This window comes from Streptomyces spinosisporus (genome assembly GCF_022698145.1).
Lineage (GTDB): Bacteria > Actinomycetota > Actinomycetes > Streptomycetales > Streptomycetaceae > Streptomyces > Streptomyces spinosisporus.
Window position 1 is genome coordinate 39,404 of record NZ_JALDAX010000002.1, and the last position, 20,109, is coordinate 59,512.

The window sequence follows — 20,109 nt, forward strand, 5'->3', positions numbered from 1 at the left end:
CGGTCAGGTGCCCTGGATCAGGCGACCGGAACGATGTTCACGACCTTGCGGCCGCGATGGGTACCGAACTCCACCGCACCGGCGTTCAGCGCGAACAGCGTGTCGTCGCCGCCACGGCCGACGCCCGCACCGGGGTGGAAGTGGGTGCCGCGCTGGCGGACCAGGATCTCACCAGCGTTGACGACCTGACCGCCGAAGCGCTTCACGCCGAGCCGCTGGGCATTGGAGTCGCGACCGTTCCGAGTGGACGATGCGCCCTTCTTGTGTGCCATTTCTCCTCAGTCCCTTACTTCGCAGCCGTGGGGATCTCAGTGACCTTGATCGCCGTGTACTGCTGGCGATGGCCCTGGCGACGGCGGTAACCGGTCTTGTTCTTGTAGCGCAGAATGTCGATCTTCTGGCCCTTGTGGTGGTCCACGACCTCGGCCTGGACCTTGATGCCGGCCAGCACCCACGGGTCGCTGGTCACAGCGTCGCCGTCGACAACGAGCAGGGTCGAGAGCTCGACCGTGTCGCCAACCTTGGCAGTGGAAATCTTGTCAACCTCAACGATGTCGCCGACAGCAACCTTGTGCTGGCGACCACCGCTGCGCACGATGGCGTACACGCGGATCTCACTCTCTCGCTCGGGAACGGCACCCTCGCAGTCCAGCCGCCCGGCACGCGGTCGGCCTCTCCGCGGCGGCCGGTGCAGGGCACCCGGCGCTCTGGAGGAAGAGGTTTACGAGGATGTGGTGCGTCCTCAACAGCGGACACACCGAGGGTCAAGGTTACGGGGCCGCGGCCGAGGGGGTCAAACCGGGCCGACCCCCGCAGACGTGCGGCCGGTCACAGGGACCGGCCGCACGGGCACCGCTCGGGCTGCGCCGAGGGCTCAGCTCTCGTCGGCGGCGGCCGAGACCGCCGTCTTCTTCGCCGTCGTCTTGGCCGCGGCCGTCTTGGCGGTCTTCGCCGCCTTCTTGGCCGTGGCCTTCTTGGCCGCCGTCTTCTTTGCCGCGGTCTTCTTCGTCGCGGCCTTCTTGGCGGTGGCCTTCTTGGCCGTCTTACGGGCCGTCTTCTTGGCCGGAGCCGCCTCCTCGGCGCCCTCCGCGGCCGGCGCCTCGTCCGCGGCCGGCGCCTCGTCCGCCGTGCCCGACGGAACGACCGTGACGGCCTCCTCCTCGGACGCGGTGGGCGCGGCCTCCTTGCGCACCGCACGACGCCGCGGGCGAGCCGGGGCGGCGCTCGGGGCCGGAGCCTCGGGCTGCGCCGCGCTCGGTGCGGCCGGCTCGGCGGCGGTGTCCGCGTCGGCGGCCGGTGCGGACTCGGTGATCGTCACCACGGAGGCCTCGGCCCCCGCGGGCGAACCGGCCGGCGCCGACACCTTCCGGGTGGCCCGACGGCGCGTACGCCCCTTGGGGGCGGCCTCCTCCGATGCCTCCGCGGTCCGGGCGGGAACGACCGCGTCCTCCACGGCGGCGGGCTCGGCGAGCGCCTCGGCGGCCCGCTCCGGCTGCACCGGACGCTCCGCCTCGGCCTCGGCGGTCACGTCCTGAGCCGTAGGCGCCTCGGCCTTCTTCTCCTCGGACTTCTCGAGCTCCTCGGACTTCTCGGCCTTCTCGGCCTTCTCGGCCTTCTCGGCCTTCTCGGGCTTGTTCTCCTCGCGCCCGGCCCGCTCGCTCCTGCTCTCCTCGCGCCTCGGCGCACCGGCCGGAGCCGAGGCCCGGCGGCTCGCGCGGCGGCGCGAACGGCCACGGCCCGCCGCGGCCTCCGCCTCGGCGACGCTGCTGTAGAGCTCCTCGTCCGCGGTGAAGGCGGGCTCGGCCAGGGCGACGGGCGCCGCCACCTCGGCGGCGACCTCGGCCTCGGTCTCCTCGGCGGCCTCCGGTGCCTCGACGGCCGCCGCGCTCTCGTGCTCGTGGACGTGCGTGTCGCCGCCACGGCCGCGCTTCTTGCGCTTGCCGCCGCCACCGGAGGAGGTGGGCTGCTCCATGTGCACGATGACACCGCGGCCGTTGCAGTGGACGCAGGTCTCGGAGAACGACTCCAGCAGGCCCTGGCCGACCCGCTTGCGGGTCATCTGCACCAGGCCCAGCGAGGTGACCTCGGCGACCTGGTGCTTGGTCCGGTCCCGGCCCAGGCACTCCAGCAGACGCCGCAGTACCAGGTCCCGGTTGGACTCCAGCACCATGTCGATGAAGTCGATGACGATGATGCCGCCGAGGTCACGCAGCCGGAGCTGGCGGACGATCTCCTCGGCCGCCTCCAGGTTGTTCCTGGTGACGGTCTCCTCGAGGTTGCCGCCCTGGCCGGTGAACTTGCCGGTGTTGACGTCGACGACGACCATCGCCTCGGTCCGGTCGATGACCAGCGAACCGCCGCTGGGCAGCCAGACCTTGCGGTCCAGCGCCTTGGCGAGCTGCTCGTCGATGCGGTACGTGGCGAAGACGTCGACCTCGGAGGTCCACTTCGACAGCCGGTCGGCCAGGTCGGGCGCGACGTGCGAGACGTACCCGTGAATGGTCGACCAGGCCTCGTCGCCGCTCACGACGACCTTGGAGAAGTCCTCGTTGAAGATGTCGCGGACGACCCGGACCGTCATGTCCGGCTCGCCGTACAGCAGCGTCGGCGCGTTGCCGCTCTTGGACTTCTTCTGGATGTCCTCCCACTGCGCCTGCAGCCGCTCGACGTCCCGGCGCAGCTCGTCCTCGCTCGCGCCCTCGGCGGCGGTGCGCACGATGACGCCCGCGTCCTCGGGGACGACCTTCTTGAGGATGGTCTTCAGCCGCGCCCGCTCGGTGTCGGGCAGCTTGCGGCTGATGCCGGTCATCGAGCCCTCGGGGACGTACACCAGGTAGCGGCCGGGGAGGGAGACCTGGCTGGTGAGCCTGGCGCCCTTGTGCCCGATCGGGTCCTTCGTCACCTGGACCAGCACGGACTGGCCGGACTTCAGGGCGGACTCGATGCGCCGCGGGCCGTTGGCCATGCCCAGCGCCTCGAAGTTGACCTCGCCCGCGTACAGCACGGCGTTGCGGCCCTTGCCGATGTCGATGAAGGCGGCCTCCATCGACGGCAGGACGTTCTGCACCTTGCCCAGGTACACATTGCCGACGTACGAGGTGGCCTGCTCCTTGTTGACGTAGTGCTCGACGAGCACGCCGTCCTCCAGGACGCCGATCTGCGTGCGCTCGCCGTGCTGGCGGACGACCATCACCCGCTCGACGGCCTCACGGCGGGCCAGGAACTCGGCCTCGGTGATGATCGGGACGCGCCGGCGGCCCTGCTCGCGGCCCTCGCGGCGGCGCTGCTTCTTGGCCTCCAGACGGGTCGAGCCCTTGATGGACTGCACCTCGTCGGACGGCTCGGACTTCGGGCGGGGCTCGCGGACCTTGACGACGGTGCGCTCGGGGTCGCCCTCGCCGGGCTCGGTGTCGGCGGAGTCGCCGGAGCGACGGCGCCGGCGACGACGCCTGCGGCTGCTGGAGGAGGAGCCGCCGCTCTCACCGGCGGACTCGTCCTCCTCGTCCTCCTCGACCTGCTCGGCCGTGTCCTCTGCGTCCTGCGCCGCCTGCGCGGCAGCGGTCTCCTCGGAGTCCTCCGACTCGTCGTCACCGGCGGACTCGGCGGACTCGCCACGACGGCGACGACGGCCGCCGCGGCGACGGCGACGGCGCGAACCGGTCTCCTCGGACTCGTCGCCGTCGGCGCTGTCCTCGGCCTGCTCGTCGGCCTCCTCCGGCTCGTCCTCGGCGGAGTCGACGGGCGCGGCGGTCTCGGTGGCCTCGGCGGTCTGCGTCTCGCTCTCCTCGCCGAAGGCACCGCCCCGGCGACGGCGGCGCCGCTTGGCGCCGGGCCGCTCCTCCGGGAGCTCCTCGGGCTCGGCGGCGGCACCGGCCTCGGCGGCCGCTTCGGCGGCGGCCCGCTCCGGCGTCTGGAACTTCGGCTCGGTGAACACCGGGGCCTGGAAGACGGCGACGGCGGGCCGCGCGGGCTTGCGCGACTCCTCGCTCTCGGCGGCGTCGGCCTCCTCGGCGGCTACGGCGGACCGGGCGGGCTGAGCGGGCTCGGCGAACCCGCTCGCGGCCTTACGGGTGGCCCGCCGACGGGTACGCCGCGGGGCGGCCTCCTCGTCGGTCTTCTCGTCCGCCTTGTCCACGGTCTTCTCGTCGCTCGTCTCCGCCACGGCGACGGCAGCGGGTGCCTGTGTCTCGTCGGCGTCCGCGGTGGCTTCGGCGGCCACGGCCGTCTCCTCGGCGGGCGCGGACGCACGGCGCGTGGCACGACGACGGGTACGGCGCGGAGCGGCCTCCTCGGCCGCCTCACCGGACTCGGCGCTCTCGACGGGCGCGGCGGCGGTCTCGGCCGCGGCAGGTGCGGCGGTGTCCTCGGTGGTGGCCGTCTCGACGGTCACGGGCGCCCCGGCGGGCGCGGACGCACGGCGCGTGGCACGACGGCGGGTGCGCGGCGGAGCGGCCTCCTCGACCGGCTCGGCGGCAGTCTCGGCCACGGACGGGGTCTCCTCGGCCTCGGCCGCGGGCTCGGCGGGAGCAGCGGCGGGCACGACGGTCTCGACCGGCTCCGCGGTCGCGGGTGCGCCGGCGGGCGCGGACGCACGACGGGTCGCGCGCCGACGCGGACGCGCCGGTGCGGCCTCTTCGGCCACCTCGGTCTTCTCGGCCTCCTCGGCCGCTACGGCTCCTTCGGCTGCTACGGCTTCTTCGGCCGCCGCGGCTTCTTCAGTCGCCGTGGCCTCCTCGGGCTCGACGGCCTCGTCGGCAGTGGCAGCGGCCGCCACCTCGGCGGTCTCGTCCTCGTCGGCCTTCTGGTCGTCGTCGGACGGTATGGCCGGCGTGACGATCTCCTCCGGGGTCTCGGAGGCGGCCGCGGCGGGCGGACCCGCCGGGCGGGAAGCGGCACGGCGCCGACGACGCGGCGGCAAGGTGTCGCTGGGAGTGTTCAGTTCGGAACCCTCGGCGGGTTCGGTCGGTTCGAGCATGCGGGCATTTCTCCCGTCAGGCTCCCGGGCGCCGCGCCTGGTCCGGCAGCTGGCCGGTGACGTCCGCGGCTCGCGCGATGCGCGTTGCCGCCGTCCGGGGCGCGGGCGCCGCACGGGAGCTCATCGTGTCCTGTCTCGCCGGTTCCGTACACCTCATGCGTACGGCCTGGCGAAAGTCTTCTGGTCGGTGCGCTGCCCGACCCAGGTGGCTCCCGAGTACGAGGGCGGCGCTTCGACGACCGTCCTTCGCGGGACCTTCCTTACACCGGCGCCTTCGCGGCGGCAGCGGAGTCGGCCATGGGTAGGGCCGTCGCCGCCTCGCGGTCGGGCGCGAGCGGGTCGGTCACCGTGCCGGTCTCTTCATCGAACAGCCCCTGCGCCAGCCTGGTCACCGCTGCGGGGACCGGCGGCGCCAGGTCGGCCACGGCGCGGAGACCGGACAGGACGTCGTCGGGTCGTACGGCAGGCGTCACGTGCCGAACAACCAGCCGCAGTATCGCACAGGGCTGGTCGGTCGGCCTATCAGCCGTCGAACTGTGCGTTTCCAGTTGTGCGACCGCCGAGCGGGTGTCGAAGGTGCGGATGCCGTTCTTGGCCTTGCGCTGCACCTCGACGGTCTCGGCGGCGTTGAAGGCCGCCACGGCGCGCTCCGCCTCTGCCGGATCCACGCCGTCCAGCCGCAGCTCCCAGACGGAAGCCGTGAGCCGGTCGGCGAGGCCGGAGACGCGGGCCTCGACCGCGGCGACGACATCGAGCCCGGCGGGCAGCGACTCGTCGAGCAGGGCTCTCAGCCGCTCCGGATCCCGTGCCTCGGTGAGGGCGATCTCCAGATACTCCGCCTCACTGCCCGTGCCGGTGGGTGCGGCATTGGCGTACGACACCTTCGGATGCGGCGTGAACCCCGCCGAATACGCCATGGGCACCTCGGCGCGGCGCAGCGCACGCTCGAAGGCGCGCTGGAAGTCACGGTGGCTGGTGAACCGGAGGCGGCCGCGCTTGGTGTAGCGCAGTCGGATGCGCTGCACCGCGGGTGCGGGCGGCGGGCCTTCGGGCTGTCGCTTGCCCAGTGTCGTTCAGTCCTTCGTGAGAGCGGTCGTACTTCTACCAAGAGTACGTGCCGCGGGGCCCACAGGTTCCCGCCGGTCCACAGCCTCGACCGGCAGCGGCTCCCCGGTTCGGGCCGGCAGCGGCTCCCCGGCGTCGACCGGCGCGGGCTCCGGCGTCCCGGCGGGTGCGGGGGCCCCGAAGAGCATCCGGCGGAAGTCGGCGCGCGCCTGCCGTACCGACTCCCGGGCCGAGGTCAGGGCCAGCCGGGTCGCGCGTCCCACGCTGCGCGCGGCCTCGGCGGCGGGGCGCAGCACGGCGTCCCGCACGGCATGTCCGACGGGGGTGAGCACGGTCCGGTAGCACCACCGCACGGGCTCCACGAAGATCCACCGGAAGAGGGTCCCCAGGGCCCGCCCCACGGCGAGCGAGATCCGTCCGGCGACCCGCCAGGCGTGTGCGAGGGCCTGTCCGACCTCGCGTCCCACGACGGCCAGGACGTGCCCGACGGGCACCAGGACCCAGCGCCACAGGGCGAGCGCGGGCAGGACGAGGAGGACGCGCAGGATCCAGTACAGGCCGATCCCGATGCCGGTGGCGACCAGGCCCACGAGGTGCGCGAGCCCCTTGGCGCACCACGCGATCGCCCGCCCCACCGGCGTGAGCACCTGCGCGTAGAGCCAGGTGGCGGGGACGACGAGCAGGTACCGCGCGAGCCATGCGACGACGGCGTACGCACCGGTCGCGAGGAAGGCGAGTCCGGCCCCGAGGAGGGCCAGTCCGGTCCACAGGAGGGCGAAGCCCTTCCCGATCCCGCGCAGCACCCACATCGCGGCGTGGCCGAGGGGCGTCAGCACGCGCGCGTACAGCCACACGAGGCCATGCCCGACAGGGGTGAGCACCCACTGGTAGAGCCAACCGAGGGGTACGACGACGAGCACGTGCCCGAGCAGGCCGAGTGCTCTGCCGAGGGGCACGACGACATAGCGCCACAGCCCCACGAACGGCCAGACGAACACCGCCCGCGCGATCCACTGCAGCGCCCGTCCGACCGGCCGCAGCACGGTGTCCGTCAGGAAGCGCCCCGCGACGACGAGCGCGTCCCACACCATGCGCACCGGCAGGACCAGCACGAGTACGACGATCCGCACCGGTAGACGGATCGCGACGACGAGGCACCCCTCGGGCTGCGCCTGCCGTGCGGGCGGGTGTTCCGGTGGCCCGGCGGGCGGCTTCTGCAGGTCCATACAGAGCTAGACGCCGCCGGCGCCGTCATGGATCCCTGTTCGGTCACGCGCCCAGGGCCTGGTCGGCGAGCAGCAGTGCGTGCCAGTACCGGTAGTAACGGACGCCCTCACCGTGCCCGGTGAACTCGCAGTACTCCACGGCGGCCGCGACCGCCTCGATCACCGGCGCATAGGCGGAGACGGGCACGGTGGCGTCCGGGCGGGGCGAGGTCAGCTCGCGGATGGCCTCGTGCGCCGCGGCGATCACGTCGCCGTCCAGGTCGGGGAGGTGCTCGCTCAGCGTCCGGTAGTACACCAGGTGTTCCTGCCGTGCCGTGGCGAGGAGAACGCTCGGCTCAGTCATGGGCCCTCCGGTGGGCGTCGCACGGGTGAGGGAGACACAGGTGAGGGAGACACGGGTGAGGGAGACCACGTGATGCCGTCAGACTAGGACGCCTTTCGCCCCTCCGACCGGACGAACGGCTCCAGAAGGCGTCGTGGCGTGTTGATCGTGCCGGAGACCGGGTCGTGCTCGGTGCCGTCCGGCTCGTATCCCGGTCCGCGTTCGATGGTGATCGCCGGGACCGGAACGACCTGACCGCACTCCTGGCAGCGGCCCTCGCGGTCGAGAAGACCCCCGTCGCGGTCATGGCGGAAGGCGCGCTTGGCTCCCGACGGGGAGTAGAACTCGTCGCCCCAGTTCATCAGGGCCCGCACGACGGGCCACAGTGCGACGCCCTTGGGGGTCAGCCGGTACTCGACCCCTGCGCCCGCCTCGTCGTCACGGGTGAGCACGCCCTCCTGCACCAGGGACTTCAGCCGGCTGGTCAGTACGGCGCGCGGGATCTTGAGCCGTGCGGCGAAGTCCCCGAACCTGCGCGCCCCGAAGAAGGCGTCGCGGACGATCAGGAGCGTCCAGCGCTCCCCCACGACCTCCAGGGTGCGCGCCAGCGAGCAGTTGCGGTCCGCGTAGGTGCTGGGGAGTGTCATGCCCCCGATTCTACCCACTCCAGTTCATTCATTGAACCTACTGTGCTATGGTCCTCACCAGGAGTAGTTCAGTCACTGAACCGATCCGACCAGTCCGTGTCAGCCGCGCAGCCCCTGAGGAGGCCGCCCATGTACCAGTTCCTCGTGTCCTTCACCGTCCAGCCGGACCACCGGGACGACTTCGTCCGGGCGGCCGCGAAGGTCGCCCGCGACTCCCTCGCGAACGAACCCGGATCGCATCGGTTCGAGATCGTCGCGGACGAGGCGAACGCGGACGTCTTCTACCTCAACGAGGTCTACGCGGACGTCGACGCGTTCAACACCCACGCGAGCGGCCCCTACTTCGCCGCGTTCTTCGCCGAGGCGAGCGCCTACGCCGAAGGCCCCACCTGGCTCATGCGGGGAAACCTCGTCGCCGACACGGCCACCGCCGCCTCGTGACCGGGAGGTCATCCATGTCATCCACGTCTTCCGTACTCATCACCGGCGCGTCCAAGGGCATCGGACGGGCCATCGCCCTCGAACTGGCGCACCGGGGACACCGGGTCGTCGCCACCGCCCGCCGCCCGGAGCCCCTGGCCGACCTCCCGGTCGACCAGCGCCTGCGCCTCGACGTCACCGACCAGGAGTCCGTCGACCGGGCGGTCAAGGACGCCGGCGACATCGACGTACTGATCAGCAACGCCGGCGAAACCGTGCGCGCACCCCTGGAGAGCGTTCCGCTCGCCGAGGTCGACCGGCTCTTCCAGCTCAACACCCTGGGCGCACTGCGCGTGGCACAGGGCGTGCTGCCCGCCATGCGCGAACGGGGCTCCGGCCGCCTGGTCTTCGTCTCCAGCATCCAGGGTCGGCTGGTGCTCCCCATGGTCGGGCCGTACGGCGCCAGCAAATGGGCCCTGGAGGCGCTCGCCGAGACCCTCGCCATCGAGACGGGCCACTTCGGCATCAAGGTCAGCGTCGTACAGCCCGGCGCCGTCTCCTCCGGCGGCGCCGAACGTGCCGGCGTGTTCCTGCGCGAGGACGACCCCTACACCCCGCTCTACGAACAACTCCCCGCGCTGCGCGGCGAGTTCGTCACGCCGCAGGAGGTGGCCGCCGCGGTGGCCGACACGGTCGAACAGCCCGAGCCCCCACTGCGCGTACCGGTCGGCGCTCCCGCCGAGCAGATTCTGCGGGCCCGTAAAGAGGCGCCGGAGAACGAGCCGTTCGTGCCGGCCGGGATCGACTGGTAGCCAACTCCCGCGTCGTGAACATCAGCTGACTCAGCGTCAATTGCCGTACTTCTCATCGCTGTTCATGGAGCCCACCCCGTCATGCCCGACAACAGTCAGCCCGCCGGCGCGGGCACCGTGACGAGCCACCCCGGTGCCTCGCGGCCCACCGGCACCGCACAGCGTGCGACCGCGTCGGCGGACACCCCCGCCCGCCCCTGGCCCGGTGTTCTCACCGTGTGCCTGGGCGTGATGATGGCGTTCGTCAACGTCTCTTCCACGATCTCCGCACTCGCCGCCATCCAGCAGGATCTGCGCCCGCCGACCAGCACCCTGGTCTGGGTGACGAGCGCGTACGCCCTGGTCGTCGTCAGCCTGGTGATGTCCGCCGGAACCCTCGCCGACCTGGTCGGACGCCGCGCCGTCTTCCTCGGCGGAGCCGTGGTCCTCACGGCCGGCAGCGTGCTGGCCTTCACCTCGGACAGCGCGGGCCTGCTGATCACGGCGCAGGCGGTGATGGGAGTGGGCGGCGCCGCCGTGCTCCCGTCCAGCCTGTCGATCGTCAGCCACTCGTTCACCGATCCGCATGAACGCACCCGGGCCATCAGCGTGTGGGCCAGCTGTTCCGGGCTCGGCCTGGCCGTCGGACCGATCGGCGCGGGCCTGCTCCTGACCGGCTTCTCCTGGCACGCCGTCTATCTGATCAATGTCGTCATCGGCGCCGTGGCCGTACTCCTGACGCCGCTGCTGGTGTCCGAGTCCAGGCACCCCACCCGTCAACTCGACCTGATCGGCGTCCCGTTGTGCACGGTGGCGATCGCGTCGGCGACGTACGCGATCATCGAGGGCGGCTCCGCCGGCTACACCTCCGGCCGGATCGTCACCGCCTACGTCGTCTTCGCCGTGACCCTCGTGCTCTTCCTGGTGACCGAGGCCCGTCACCACGACCCCATGCTGGACCTGCGGCTGTTCCGCAGCCGGTCGTACTCCACGGTGATGGGTGTCGCGACGGCGACCATGTTCGGCTTCGTCGGCATCGCCCTGCTCACCGTGCTGTACATGCAGCGGGTGCAGCACCTGTCCGCGCTCGGCACCGGCGTACGGCTGCTCGCGATGTTCGCCACGTACATCGTGGTCAGCGCGCTGGCCGGACCGCTCGTCCGCAAACTCGGCTTCGCGTTCACGCTGACGGCGGGCCTCGTCGTCATGGGCGCCGGCGCACTGGCGCTGCTGGCCGCCGGACCCTTCACCGGCTACGGCCCCCTGTGGCCCGGCCTGCTCGTCGCGGGGGTCGGCTCGGCGCTGCTCACCGCGCCGTCAACGGCCGCCGCGGTCAACAGCGTTCCGCGCGAGCAGGCGGGCATGGCCAGCTCCTCGGTCAACATGTTCCGCCAACTCGGCGCGGTCCTCGGCCCGAGCGTGCTGGGCACCATCGTCACCACGCGGTTCCCGCACTACCTGGAAGACCGGTTGACCTCTACGGGCGTTCCCGCCCCTGCGGCCTCGCACATCACCGAGGGCGCGGTCCACGGCGGGACGACGACCTCGTTGCCGCCCGCGCTCGCCCGCACCGTCGCCGACTCCGCCGCGCGCGCCTTCACCGACGCCGTCCACCTCGGCCTGGTCATCGGCGCCATCGCCCTGCTCACCATGGCGATCCCCACGGCCCTCTTCGTACGCCACCGCAATGAACCGACGGGCTAGGACGACGGCGGCGATTCCGGGCGGCAGCCTGCTGGCGCATCCTGGGCGTACAACTCGTCCGCCGCCCGCTTCAGCCGCCCGGCGTCGCGCCCCGCTAGGCCTCTAGGCCTCTAGGGGGTGTTCACGTCGGCTCGGTCGTCGAGGCGAAGGTCCGCGATCAGACGGAAGCGCTCCAGGACCACCTGTGTGGCCCGGGAAACCCGAACTCGGCCCTGGGCAGCGATGCGAAGTCTGCAGGCGAGGTGGATTCGGAAGTCATACGCTCCATACGACGTAACGACCGGGGGCGTCGTCGCAGGTCCCGTCGCGGGGCAGGTCGTAGGCCAACGCCACTGCCGTGAACCGACCGCCGGCGCAGACGTCACGCCCCGCCTTCCCGGGCGTCCTGCTGTGCGGGCCCCTCACCGGCCTGTCGCTGCCGGGTGTCGGCCGCCTCGCCGTCGACGATGCGCTGTTCCCGCTCGTCGCGCGCGTCCGCGCGGCGCAGCGCCGCCGCATTGCGGTCCAGCCGCTCCAGGCTGGATTCCACCTGTGCCCGGGCCCGCTCGATCGCCTCGTACGAACGCTGCCGATGGCTGGTGATCGGCCGGCTCTGCGCACGGGCCTGGGTGTCCAGCCGGGCCTCCCAGGCGGCGAGCCGCCGCTCACGCTCGTCGGCCTGGCGCTCCCGCTCGTCGGCGAGGCGCTCTCGCTCATCGGCCCGGCGCTCCCGCTCATCGGCGAGAGCGTCCGCTGAAACGTGCTCCGCATCCGGCGGATCCGTGTTCATGTCTGCCAGTATGCCCGGTTGCGGCGGCCAAGCCTCCTGGGAGGAGCGAGGTCGTCCGGTCGCGTCCGGACGGGGGCTGCCTCGCTGAGCTGCACAGAGGTGCCGCGCTGCCATGTCGCGCAGATCGACGGCCGACGGATGTCGAGAACGTGCCACCGGCTCCGTCCCAGGAACGTCAGAACGGTAGGCGGCCGCCAATGGCCGCACACGTACGAAGGAGAAAACCGCTATGGCGATTCAGCGGATGGACAACGTCGGCATCGTCGTCGAGGACATGGACGCCGCCGTGGCGTTCTTCCTGGAGCTCGGTATGGAGCTGGAGGGCAGGGCGCAGGTCGAGGGTCCCGTGGCCGACCAGTGCACCGGACTCGACGGGGTGTGCTGCGACATCGCGATGGTACGGACCCCGGACGGCCACGGCCGGCTCGAACTGGCGAAGTACCTGAGCCCCGCCGCGACCAGCACCGAGCCACGCAACAAGCCGCACAACATCCTGGGCACACACCGCGTCATGTTCGCCGTCGACGACCTCAAGGACACCCTCGCCCGCCTACGCCCGCACGGCGCCGAACTCCTCGGCGAGATCGCCCGCTACGAGGACACCTACCTCCTCTGCTACGTCCGCGGCCCCGAGGGCATCATCGTCGGCCTGGCCGAACAACTGACTCAGTAGCTGGCGGTGCGGTTGAACCTCTGGCCGGGTTGCACGTCGGTCTCCGGTTCCGAACCGTCTCCGACACGACTGCCACCGACGCTGCTGTTCCTGACGGTCCAGACAACCCAGACATCGGTGAGCCCGGCTTGCGAGCGGTCGTCCAGCCGAAAACCGATCAGATCGGCCCGCTCACCCGCGGGCTCCTCCTGCGGCCGCACTCGGCGCAGGAGTGGTGCTGTCGTCACTGCCCCCGACCGCAACCAGGACGACCACCACGATGACGATCACCGCCACCAAGGCCCCGACACACCCCCACAGACACCCACGCCCCCGCCCCTTCCTCTGAGGCGGCCCCACAGGAGCCCCCCACGTCCCGGCGGACGACGGAGCCCCTTCCGACCGGGCCCCCCACTGCGGACCACCCTCCGGACCTCCACCCACCGACGGATCACTCCCCGGCATACACGCCTCCTCCGCAGCGAATACCGCCACGCTAGAAAGCGCCCCGCCCTCCGGCGAACCGAAGACGCCAGTCAGGTGACGCCGTACGAGCCGACATCTTTCGGCGGCCACCGACGTGGGAATCAACCACCTCAAGGAGGCGGAGGGTGCCCAGCCGACATCGCAGAGCGTCGAACCGTAGTGGTGCATACCGAATGGAGTTGGTTGCCTGGGGACACCCTGAGACGCAACTCAGTTCTCGGCACTACCGGCGGCATGCCTGGACATGGCTGTGCGGAGGCACGGCAGGAACCGTCGGCAGCCCATGGATCGGAATCACCGCCGACGCCTCGGACAGGAACTGGCTCGGCTCGATCATGGCCGTCCTCTGGGTGCTCTGCATCAGCGCATCGCTGTTCGGGATCTGCATGACATACAACTCGGCACGCATGCGCTCACGTCTGCGCCGCTACCCCTGGAAGCCCTACCGGGTCAATGTCCTGCCGGCAGGGCTGGGCGGCCCGGTAGTGCAGCTGCGCCCCAAGGACTCCAACACGGTGTTCATCCAGTCCGTCGTAGCCCTTAACTTCCGCTGGCGCTACGTCCGGGACAGCGACACCTTGTGGTTCTGCGGGGTCCCGGGTCAGGGCGGAGTCCTCGCGCGGCCGGGTGGAGCTCCACTGCTATGGGCCCGACCCATCCGCATCGCCCCCCTGCGCCACTGGCACGAGCGCGTTCCCGGCTGAGTCATCTCCCACATGCCCCACGCAGTGCTCCCAGACTGGACACCGAGCGCCCGACATAGGGTCGACCGGTGACCCAACACGACACCTACGGCACGTGCGCCCACTCGGCGAACGAACTCGTCCGGCTCGTCACCGATCTCCTGGAAGTCACCTTTTGATCACCACCCCCACCCCGGATCCAGCTCTGCGCAGCTCCCTCAACGGCCTCGCCCACCTCAACCACGAGGCACCGTGACCAGCCGCCGAACAACCGCGTATTGACCGCACAGCCGACGGCAGCACCACGTGGGTGGCCGGTGCCGGGCCTGCGGGTTCCGGAACAGCGTTTGCGTGGATACCAGGCGCGAATTACACCGCGATCACCGTCGGCTCCAACGGCTGCTGGGCTGTGAGAACAAGGAAGACGACTTCGCTGAAACCTTCTGAGAGGGCGCCTTACGCGGTCACAGCCGCGCAGGTACGCCGAGTTCGTCGAGGAGTCCGCGGACGCGGCGTTCGATCTCGTCGCGGATGGGACGGACCGCCTCCACGCCCTGGCCGGCCGGGTCGTCCAACTGCCAGTCCAGGTACCGCTTGCCGGGGAAGACCGGGCAGGTGTCGCCACAGCCCATGGTGATGCAGACGTCCGATTCCCTGACCGCGTCCACGGTCAGGATCTTCGGAATCTCGGCAGAGATGTCGATGCCCACCTCGGCCATGACCGCGACGGCGGCGGGGTTGACCTTGTCGCCCGGACTGGAACCCGCCGATCGGACTTCGACGTGCCCCTCGGACAGGTGACTCAGCCACGCCGCGGCCATCTGCGAGCGGCCGGCGTTGTGGACACAGACGAAGAGCACAGAGGGCTTGTCGGACATCAGAGGTCTCTCTTGATCTCCCGCCTGCACGGCGGAACAGGAGGGCACGAACTCATCAGCACCCAGTGATGTCAGTCACCACTGATGTGAGAGTATCAGCGCATGCTGACGTCAGTCGACACTGATCTGATCCGCGTCCTGGCCGACCCGCTCAGGCTCCGCATCGTCACCCTGCTCGCCAAAGAGACGCTGTGCACCACCCACCTCGTGGAGGAGACCGGTGCCAAGCAGACCAACCTCTCCAACCACCTGAAGGTGCTGCGCGAGGCCGGGGTCGTGGAGACGGAGCCGTGCGGCCGGTTCACCTACTACAAGCTGCGCGCGGATGTCATCGCCTCGCTCGCCGGCCGCTTCGCCGACCTGGCCGAGTCCGCCCGCGCCGCCGCCGACAACAAGCGGTCCTGCCCCTGATCCTCGCCGCCCCGGCGACTGCACCAAGGAGTCTTTGTTGACCGCCACGCCCGAGGCCGCCACCGAGTCACCGACACCAGCGACCGAACCGATACCAGCAGCCGAACCGCAGCCCGCTCCGGGCGCCACCCCGCCTCGCAGGCCACCGGCCGCCCGAGCCGCCGCCGAACTCATCGGCACTGCCGCTCTCGTCGCCGTCGTCATCGGCTCCGGCATCCAGGCCACCGAACTGACCAAGGACGTCGGGGTGCAGTTGCTCGCCAACTCCCTCGCCACCATCTTCGGCCTCGGCGTGCTGATCCTGCTGCTCGGCCCCGTCTCCGGCGCGCACTTCAACCCTGTGGTCACGCTGGCCGAGTGGTGGACGGGGCGGCGCGGCGGCCCGGGCGTGACAATCCGCGAGGCGGCCGTCTACGTACCCGCACAGATCGTGGGCGCGATCGCGGGCGCGTTCCTGGCGGACGCGATGTTCGGCAAGCCGCTGGTGGAGTGGTCCACGCACGACCGGTCCGCCGGGCACCTGCTGCTCGGAGAGGTGGTCGCCACGGCCGGGCTGATTCTGCTGATCTTCGGCCTGGCCCGCACCGACCGGCTCCGGTTCGCCCCCGTGGCCGTCGCCTCCTACATCGGCGCCGCCTACTGGTTCACCTCATCGACGTCCTTCGCCAACCCGGCGGTGACCATCGGCCGCACCTTCAGCGACACCTTCGCGGGCATCGCACCCGGGTCGTTGGTCGGCTTCATCGGCGCGCAGCTGATCGGCGCCATGGTCGGGCTGGCACTCGTCGCGCTCCTCTTCCGGCCCGGCCCAGAAGCCGCCGAGTGAAGCAGGGGCGAGTGAAACAGGGGCCGAGTGAAACAGGGGCCGACTCCCGACCCGATGATCAGGCTGCGACCGGCGCGATCGTCAGCAGTTTGCCCATCGCCGCCAGCACCGACGGCTCAACCCGGTAGTACACCCAGGTGCCACGCCGCTCAGAAGTCAGCAGCCCGGCGTCCTTGAGCTTCTTCAGGTGGTGCGAGACCGTCGGCTGAGAGACGCCCACGTCGGAGATGTCGCATACGCACGCCTCGCCGCCCTCGTGCGAGGCGACCGAAGTGAACAGCCGCAGCCGCACGGGATCGCCCAGCGCCTTGAACATCCGCGCGGCCGTCTCTGCCTCGTCCGCGGTGAACGGGCGCTCGGTCAGCGGCGGACAGCACGGCGCCACTGCCTCGGGCACCTCGGGCTCAAGCAGCGGCAGCGCGTTCATATTCGACATACGTCTATGTTGACATACGTCGAATCAGAGAGGCCCGGATAGGCGACTGGATCATCTACCCCACTGATTCGATAAATGTCTATGTTGACGTTCATCGATACGAGTGCCACCCTGGGCGAGCACGATACATCGACAGACGTCGAATCAAAGGGGAGCACAGTGAACGCGTCCACCACCGACCAGCTACCCGCCGTGGTCATCGGAGCCGGTCCCATAGGCCTGGCCGCCGCCGCTCACCTCGTCGAGCGCGGCCTCGAAGCGCTGGTCCTCGAAGCCGGACCCTCAGCCGCGACCGCCGTACGCGACTGGATGCACGTCCGGCTGTTCTCTCCGTGGGCGGAAGTCACCGACCCTGCCGCCGAAAAGCTCCTCGCCCCCACCGGCTGGAGCCGCCCCGACGGCGCCACCTACCCCACCGGCGGCGACTGGGCGGAGCTCTACCTCCAGCCCCTCGCCGACGTCCTGGGCGACAAGGTTCGATACGGCGCGACCGTGACCGGCGTGGCCCGCGCGGGACGGGACCGCATCGTCGACGCCGATCGCGACCAGCAGCCCTTCACCGTCCACATCCAGACGGCCGACGGTCGCGAGGAGCGCCTCACCGCGCGCGCCGTCATCGACGCCTCCGGCACGTGGGCCATCCCCAGCCCCATGGGTGCCGACGGTCTGCCCGCCCTCGGCGAGAAGACGGCAGCCGACCGGATCTCCTACCGCGTACCCGACCTCAAAAACCCCACCGCCCGCGCCCGGTACGCGGGCAAGCGCACCGCCGTCATCGGCTCCGGGGCCTCCGCCTTCACCGCACTCGCCCACCTCGCCGACCTGGCCACCGACGAGCCGGGCACGCACACGGCGTGGATCCTGCGCCGCGGCATCGGCGCCAGTACCTACGGCGGCGGCGAAGCCGACCAGCTCCCCGCTCGCGGAGCTTTGGGCCTGCGCGCCAAGGCAGCCGTCGACGCCGGTCACGCCGGCGCGGTCACGGGCTTCCGCACGCAGGCAGTCGAACGCGAGGGTGACCGGCTCGTGCTCGTCGCCGAGGACGGCCGCCGTCTGGACCCCGTCGACGAGGTCATCGTGCTGACCGGCTTCCGCCCCGACCTGTCCTTCCTCTCCGAGGTCCGCCTCGGCCTCGACGAGCGCCTCCAGGCCCCGACCGCCCTGGCCCCGCTCATCGACCCCAACGTCCACTCCTGCGGCACCGTCTACCCCCACGGCGCCAACGAGCTCTTCCCACCCCGAACAGGGCGTCTATCTGGTCGGCATGAAGTCCTACGGCCGCGCTCCGACCTTCCTGGCCATGACCGGCTACGAGCAGGTCCGCTCCATCGCCGCCGCCATCGCCGGCGACCGTGAGGCCGCCGAGCGGGTGGAACTGACCCTGCCCGAGACCGGTGTGTGCGGCGGCGCGGGCCTCTACGACGACCCCGACGCGGCCCAGAGTGGCGAAGGCGGCGGCTGCTGCGCCGCCCCGACCACCCTGCAGATCGGCATCGGCGCACCCACCACGTCGGGCGGCTGCTGACGATCTGCCGACTGACAGGCACCCACACCGAGGCCGCGACGAACCCCCTTGCGGTGACGACAATCGGCTCACCCGCTCACGCCCACGGCAACACAAGGCATGGTCCGCGAAGACCTCACCCTGCTCCGGGCCCCCACCAGCCGGCCTCCGCCGTCGCCGAACCCTCCGCCGACGCGTCAACCCACCCGATCGAGACCCACACCCACCTCAGTGAGAGTGCCCACTCGCTGCCGCCGTCGGCCCGGCATTCTTCACCGTCAGCGGTAGCAACTTCTTCCCAGTAGGTCCGATTTGGATGGAAGTGTCCATTTGCGGGCACACCCCGCAGTCAAAACAAGGCGTCCAGCGGCAGTCCTCGACCTCCCTCTCGTCGAGGGAGTCCTGCCAGTCCTCCCAGAGCCAGTCCTTGTCGAGGCCGGAGTCGAGGTGGTCCCAGGGGAGGACTTCCTCGTAGGTGCGCTCGCGGGTGGTGTACCAGGCGACGTCCACGCCGTAGGGGGCGAGGGCCTTGTCGGCGCAGGCCATCCAGCGGTCGTAGGAGAAGTGTTCGCGCCAGCCGTCGAAGCGGCCGCCGTCCTCGTAGACGGCGCGGATGACCGCGCCCACCCGTCGGTCGCCGCGCGACAGCAGGCCCTCGACGATGCCAGGCTTGCCGTCGTGGTAGCGGAAGCCGATCGAGCGGCCGTACTTCTTGTCGCCGCGGATCTTGTTCCGGAGCTTTTCGAGACGCGCGTCCGTCTCCTCCGCCGACAGCTGCGGGGCCCACTGGAAGGGGGTGTGGGGCTTGGGGACGAAGCCGCCGATCGAGACCGTGCAGCGGATGTCGTTCTGGCCGGAGACCTTGCGGCCCTCGGCGATCACGTTCATCGCCATGTCGGCGATCTGCAGCACGTCCTCGTCCGTCTCCGTGGGCAGGCCGCACATGAAGTACAGCTTCACCTGGCGCCAGCCGTTGCCGTAGGCGGTGGAGACGGTCCTGATCAGGTCCTCTTCCGAGACCATCTTGTTGATGACCTTGCGCATGCGCTCGGAGCCGCCCTCGGGCGCGAAGGTCAGGCCCGAGCGGCGGCCGTTGCGCGTCAGTTCGTTCGCCAGGTCCACGTTGAAGGCGTCCACGCGCGTGGAGGGGAGGGACAGGCCGATCTTGTCCTCCTCGTACCGGTCCGCCAGGCCCTTCGCGATGTCGCCGATCTCCGAGTGGTCCGCGCTCGACAACGACAGCAGGCCCACCTCCTCGAAGCCTGTCGCCTTCAGGCCCTTGTCCACCATCTCGCCGATGCCGGTGATGGAGCGCTCGCGGACCGGGCGGGTGATCATGCCCGCCTGGCAGAAGCGGCAGCCGCGCGTGCAGCCGCGGAAGATCTCCACCGACATGCGCTCGTGGACCGTCTCCGCCAGGGGGACCAGGGGCTGCTTGGGGTACGGCCACTCGTCGAGGTCCATCACCGTGTGCTTCGACACGCGCCACGGGACGCCCGACCGGGCCGGGACCACACGGGCGATACGGCCGTCCGGCAGGTACTCGACGTTGTAGAAGGCCGGGATGTACACCGAACCGGTCTTGGCGAGGCGGAGCAGGACCTCCTCGCGGCCGCCGGGCCGGCCCTCCGCCTTCCAAGCGCGGATGATCTCCGTCATGTCCAGCACGGCCTGCTCGCCGTCGCCGATGATCGCCGCGTCGATGAAGTCGGCGATCGGCTCGGGGTTGAAGGCCGCGTGGCCGCCCGCCAGCACGATCGGGTCGTCGAGGCCGCGGTCCTTGGACTCCAGCGGGATGCCGGCCAGGTCCAGGGCCGTCAGCATGTTGGTGTAGCCCAGCTCCGTGGAGAAGGACAGGCCGAACACGTCGAAGGCCTTCACCGGGCGGTGGCTGTCCACCGTGAACTGCGGGACGCCGTGCTCCCGCATCAGGGACTCCAGGTCCGGCCACACGCTGTACGTGCGCTCGGCGAGGACGCCCTTCTGCTCGTTCAGGACCTCGTAGAGGATCATGACGCCCTGGTTGGGCAGACCGACCTCGTAGGCGTCCGGGTACATCAGCGCCCAGCGCACGTCGCAGGACTCCCACAGCTTGACCGTGGAGTTGAGCTCTCCACCGACGTACTGGATCGGCTTCTGCACGTGCGGGAGCAGAGCTTCGAGCTGCGGGAACACAGACTCGGCGGCCGCAGTGACTTCGGCAGGCATCTCGCGAACCTTCGTGGGCTGGGACTGATCGGACAGGGGTGACCATCTAGCCTAACGCGACCGAACGACCCCCCGAACCGCCCGCACTCCCCCGACGGCCACCCCG

Annotated in this window: 19 protein-coding genes and 1 pseudogene; 8 read left to right on the forward strand and 12 right to left on the reverse strand. The window is 70.8% G+C overall.

Translation table 11 applies throughout. The features are described 5' to 3' along the window. Positions 1-17: 17 nt before the first annotated feature. The 7 genes from rpmA to MQN93_RS05470 form a co-directional block, all read right to left on the reverse strand. Positions 18-272: a 50S ribosomal protein L27 gene (gene rpmA / locus MQN93_RS05440; protein WP_007381992.1), complete on the reverse strand. Its 255-nt coding sequence runs from the start codon at positions 270-272 to the stop codon at positions 18-20. 14 nt (positions 273-286) lie between these two features. Beyond that, positions 287-607 carry a 50S ribosomal protein L21 gene (gene rplU / locus MQN93_RS05445; protein ID WP_003990208.1) on the reverse strand — a complete coding sequence of 107 codons (321 nt, stop codon included), beginning with the start codon at positions 605-607 and terminating at the stop codon, positions 287-289. A gap of 267 nt (positions 608-874) precedes the next feature. Continuing rightward, on the reverse strand, positions 875-4,975 hold the full coding sequence (locus tag MQN93_RS05450; RefSeq protein ID WP_242708546.1) for an Rne/Rng family ribonuclease: 4,101 nt from the start codon (positions 4,973-4,975) through the stop codon (positions 875-877). Between the two features lie 260 nt (positions 4,976-5,235). Beyond that, complete coding sequence (locus MQN93_RS05455) at positions 5,236-6,000, reverse strand: TIGR03936 family radical SAM-associated protein (protein ID WP_242708547.1); 765 nt, start codon at positions 5,998-6,000, stop codon at positions 5,236-5,238. A 48-nt stretch (positions 6,001-6,048) separates the two neighbouring features. Next, on the reverse strand, positions 6,049-7,266 hold the full coding sequence (locus tag MQN93_RS05460) for a hypothetical protein (protein WP_242708548.1): 1,218 nt from the start codon (positions 7,264-7,266) through the stop codon (positions 6,049-6,051). A 43-nt stretch (positions 7,267-7,309) separates the two neighbouring features. Next, on the reverse strand, positions 7,310-7,609 hold the full coding sequence (locus tag MQN93_RS05465) for a hypothetical protein (protein WP_242708549.1): 300 nt from the start codon (positions 7,607-7,609) through the stop codon (positions 7,310-7,312). A gap of 83 nt (positions 7,610-7,692) precedes the next feature. Continuing rightward, positions 7,693-8,235: a winged helix-turn-helix transcriptional regulator gene (locus tag MQN93_RS05470; RefSeq protein WP_242708550.1), complete on the reverse strand. Its 543-nt coding sequence runs from the start codon at positions 8,233-8,235 to the stop codon at positions 7,693-7,695. A 129-nt stretch (positions 8,236-8,364) separates the two neighbouring features. Between MQN93_RS05470 and MQN93_RS05475 the strand changes: the two genes are divergently transcribed. From MQN93_RS05475 to MQN93_RS05485, 3 genes are all read left to right on the forward strand, one after another. Next, positions 8,365-8,676, forward strand: coding sequence for a putative quinol monooxygenase (locus tag MQN93_RS05475; RefSeq protein ID WP_242708551.1), 312 nt, complete (start codon positions 8,365-8,367; stop codon positions 8,674-8,676). A gap of 14 nt (positions 8,677-8,690) precedes the next feature. Further along, positions 8,691-9,467, forward strand: a complete 777-nt coding sequence (locus tag MQN93_RS05480) for an SDR family oxidoreductase (RefSeq protein WP_242708552.1) — start codon at positions 8,691-8,693, stop codon at positions 9,465-9,467. A gap of 81 nt (positions 9,468-9,548) precedes the next feature. Further along, positions 9,549-11,150 carry an MFS transporter gene (locus MQN93_RS05485; protein WP_242708553.1) on the forward strand — a complete coding sequence of 534 codons (1,602 nt, stop codon included), beginning with the start codon at positions 9,549-9,551 and terminating at the stop codon, positions 11,148-11,150. Positions 11,151-11,511: 361 nt separating this feature from the next. Here the strand turns inward: MQN93_RS05485 and MQN93_RS05490 are convergent, their stop codons facing one another. Then, a complete protein-coding gene (locus MQN93_RS05490; RefSeq protein ID WP_242708554.1) occupies positions 11,512-11,919 on the reverse strand; it encodes a hypothetical protein in 408 nt (135 codons plus the stop codon). 229 nt (positions 11,920-12,148) lie between these two features. Between MQN93_RS05490 and MQN93_RS05495 the strand changes: the two genes are divergently transcribed. After that, positions 12,149-12,592, forward strand: a complete 444-nt coding sequence (locus MQN93_RS05495) for a VOC family protein (protein WP_242708555.1) — start codon at positions 12,149-12,151, stop codon at positions 12,590-12,592. Positions 12,593-13,280: 688 nt separating this feature from the next. Here MQN93_RS05495 and MQN93_RS05500 read toward each other — a convergent pair. After that, the gene (locus MQN93_RS05500) at positions 13,281-13,466 is read right to left on the reverse strand and encodes a hypothetical protein (RefSeq protein WP_242708556.1); all 186 of its coding nucleotides are present in this window, start codon (positions 13,464-13,466) and stop codon (positions 13,281-13,283) included. On the opposite strand from MQN93_RS05500, the gene MQN93_RS05505 reads away from it, so the two are divergent. Further along, entirely contained in the window at positions 13,465-13,761 is a 297-nt protein-coding gene (locus tag MQN93_RS05505; protein ID WP_242708557.1) for a hypothetical protein, read from the forward strand. The genes MQN93_RS05500 and MQN93_RS05505 overlap by 2 nt on opposite strands. 443 nt (positions 13,762-14,204) lie before the next feature. On the opposite strand, the gene MQN93_RS05510 is transcribed toward MQN93_RS05505, so the two are convergent. After that, positions 14,205-14,618 carry an arsenate reductase ArsC gene (locus MQN93_RS05510; protein WP_242708558.1) on the reverse strand — a complete coding sequence of 138 codons (414 nt, stop codon included), beginning with the start codon at positions 14,616-14,618 and terminating at the stop codon, positions 14,205-14,207. 102 nt (positions 14,619-14,720) lie between these two features. On the opposite strand from MQN93_RS05510, the gene MQN93_RS05515 reads away from it, so the two are divergent. Next, entirely contained in the window at positions 14,721-15,029 is a 309-nt protein-coding gene (locus tag MQN93_RS05515; protein WP_016435197.1) for an ArsR/SmtB family transcription factor, read from the forward strand. A gap of 37 nt (positions 15,030-15,066) precedes the next feature. Beyond that, on the forward strand, positions 15,067-15,855 hold the full coding sequence (locus tag MQN93_RS05520; RefSeq protein ID WP_242708559.1) for an aquaporin: 789 nt from the start codon (positions 15,067-15,069) through the stop codon (positions 15,853-15,855). 58 nt (positions 15,856-15,913) lie between these two features. On the opposite strand, the gene MQN93_RS05525 is transcribed toward MQN93_RS05520, so the two are convergent. Next, positions 15,914-16,291, reverse strand: coding sequence for an ArsR/SmtB family transcription factor (locus tag MQN93_RS05525; protein WP_242708560.1), 378 nt, complete (start codon positions 16,289-16,291; stop codon positions 15,914-15,916). 159 nt (positions 16,292-16,450) lie between these two features. On the opposite strand from MQN93_RS05525, the pseudogene MQN93_RS05530 reads away from it, so the two are divergent. Beyond that, positions 16,451-17,816 (forward strand): annotated as a pseudogene (locus MQN93_RS05530) (NAD(P)-binding domain-containing protein). Between the two features lie 207 nt (positions 17,817-18,023). Here the strand turns inward: MQN93_RS05530 and MQN93_RS05535 are convergent. Next, positions 18,024-20,003, reverse strand: coding sequence for a TIGR03960 family B12-binding radical SAM protein (locus tag MQN93_RS05535; protein ID WP_242708561.1), 1,980 nt, complete (start codon positions 20,001-20,003; stop codon positions 18,024-18,026). Positions 20,004-20,109 lie beyond the last annotated feature (106 nt).

What these genes read in the sequence shown, in the direction of transcription:
- MQN93_RS05465 (WP_242708549.1), bottom strand. Translation starts at nt 7,609, where the DNA reads ATGACTGAGCCGAGCGTTCTCCTCGCCACGGCACGGCAGGAACACCTG.
- MQN93_RS05470 (WP_242708550.1), bottom strand. Translation starts at nt 8,235, where the DNA reads ATGACACTCCCCAGCACCTACGCGGACCGCAACTGCTCGCTGGCGCGC.
- rpmA (WP_007381992.1), bottom strand. Translation starts at nt 272, where the DNA reads ATGGCACACAAGAAGGGCGCATCGTCCACTCGGAACGGTCGCGACTCC.
- MQN93_RS05515 (WP_016435197.1), top strand. Translation starts at nt 14,721, where the DNA reads ATGCTGACGTCAGTCGACACTGATCTGATCCGCGTCCTGGCCGACCCG.
- MQN93_RS05490 (WP_242708554.1), bottom strand. Translation starts at nt 11,919, where the DNA reads ATGAACACGGATCCGCCGGATGCGGAGCACGTTTCAGCGGACGCTCTC.
- MQN93_RS05500 (WP_242708556.1), bottom strand. Translation starts at nt 13,466, where the DNA reads ATGCGTGCCGAGTTGTATGTCATGCAGATCCCGAACAGCGATGCGCTG.
- MQN93_RS05495 (WP_242708555.1), top strand. Translation starts at nt 12,149, where the DNA reads ATGGCGATTCAGCGGATGGACAACGTCGGCATCGTCGTCGAGGACATG.
- MQN93_RS05485 (WP_242708553.1), top strand. Translation starts at nt 9,549, where the DNA reads ATGCCCGACAACAGTCAGCCCGCCGGCGCGGGCACCGTGACGAGCCAC.
- MQN93_RS05480 (WP_242708552.1), top strand. Translation starts at nt 8,691, where the DNA reads ATGTCATCCACGTCTTCCGTACTCATCACCGGCGCGTCCAAGGGCATC.
- MQN93_RS05450 (WP_242708546.1), bottom strand. Translation starts at nt 4,975, where the DNA reads ATGCTCGAACCGACCGAACCCGCCGAGGGTTCCGAACTGAACACTCCC.
- MQN93_RS05525 (WP_242708560.1), bottom strand. Translation starts at nt 16,291, where the DNA reads ATGTCGAATATGAACGCGCTGCCGCTGCTTGAGCCCGAGGTGCCCGAG.
- MQN93_RS05510 (WP_242708558.1), bottom strand. Translation starts at nt 14,618, where the DNA reads ATGTCCGACAAGCCCTCTGTGCTCTTCGTCTGTGTCCACAACGCCGGC.
- MQN93_RS05505 (WP_242708557.1), top strand. Translation starts at nt 13,465, where the DNA reads ATGCGCTCACGTCTGCGCCGCTACCCCTGGAAGCCCTACCGGGTCAAT.
- MQN93_RS05475 (WP_242708551.1), top strand. Translation starts at nt 8,365, where the DNA reads ATGTACCAGTTCCTCGTGTCCTTCACCGTCCAGCCGGACCACCGGGAC.
- MQN93_RS05460 (WP_242708548.1), bottom strand. Translation starts at nt 7,266, where the DNA reads ATGGACCTGCAGAAGCCGCCCGCCGGGCCACCGGAACACCCGCCCGCA.
- MQN93_RS05535 (WP_242708561.1), bottom strand. Translation starts at nt 20,003, where the DNA reads ATGCCTGCCGAAGTCACTGCGGCCGCCGAGTCTGTGTTCCCGCAGCTC.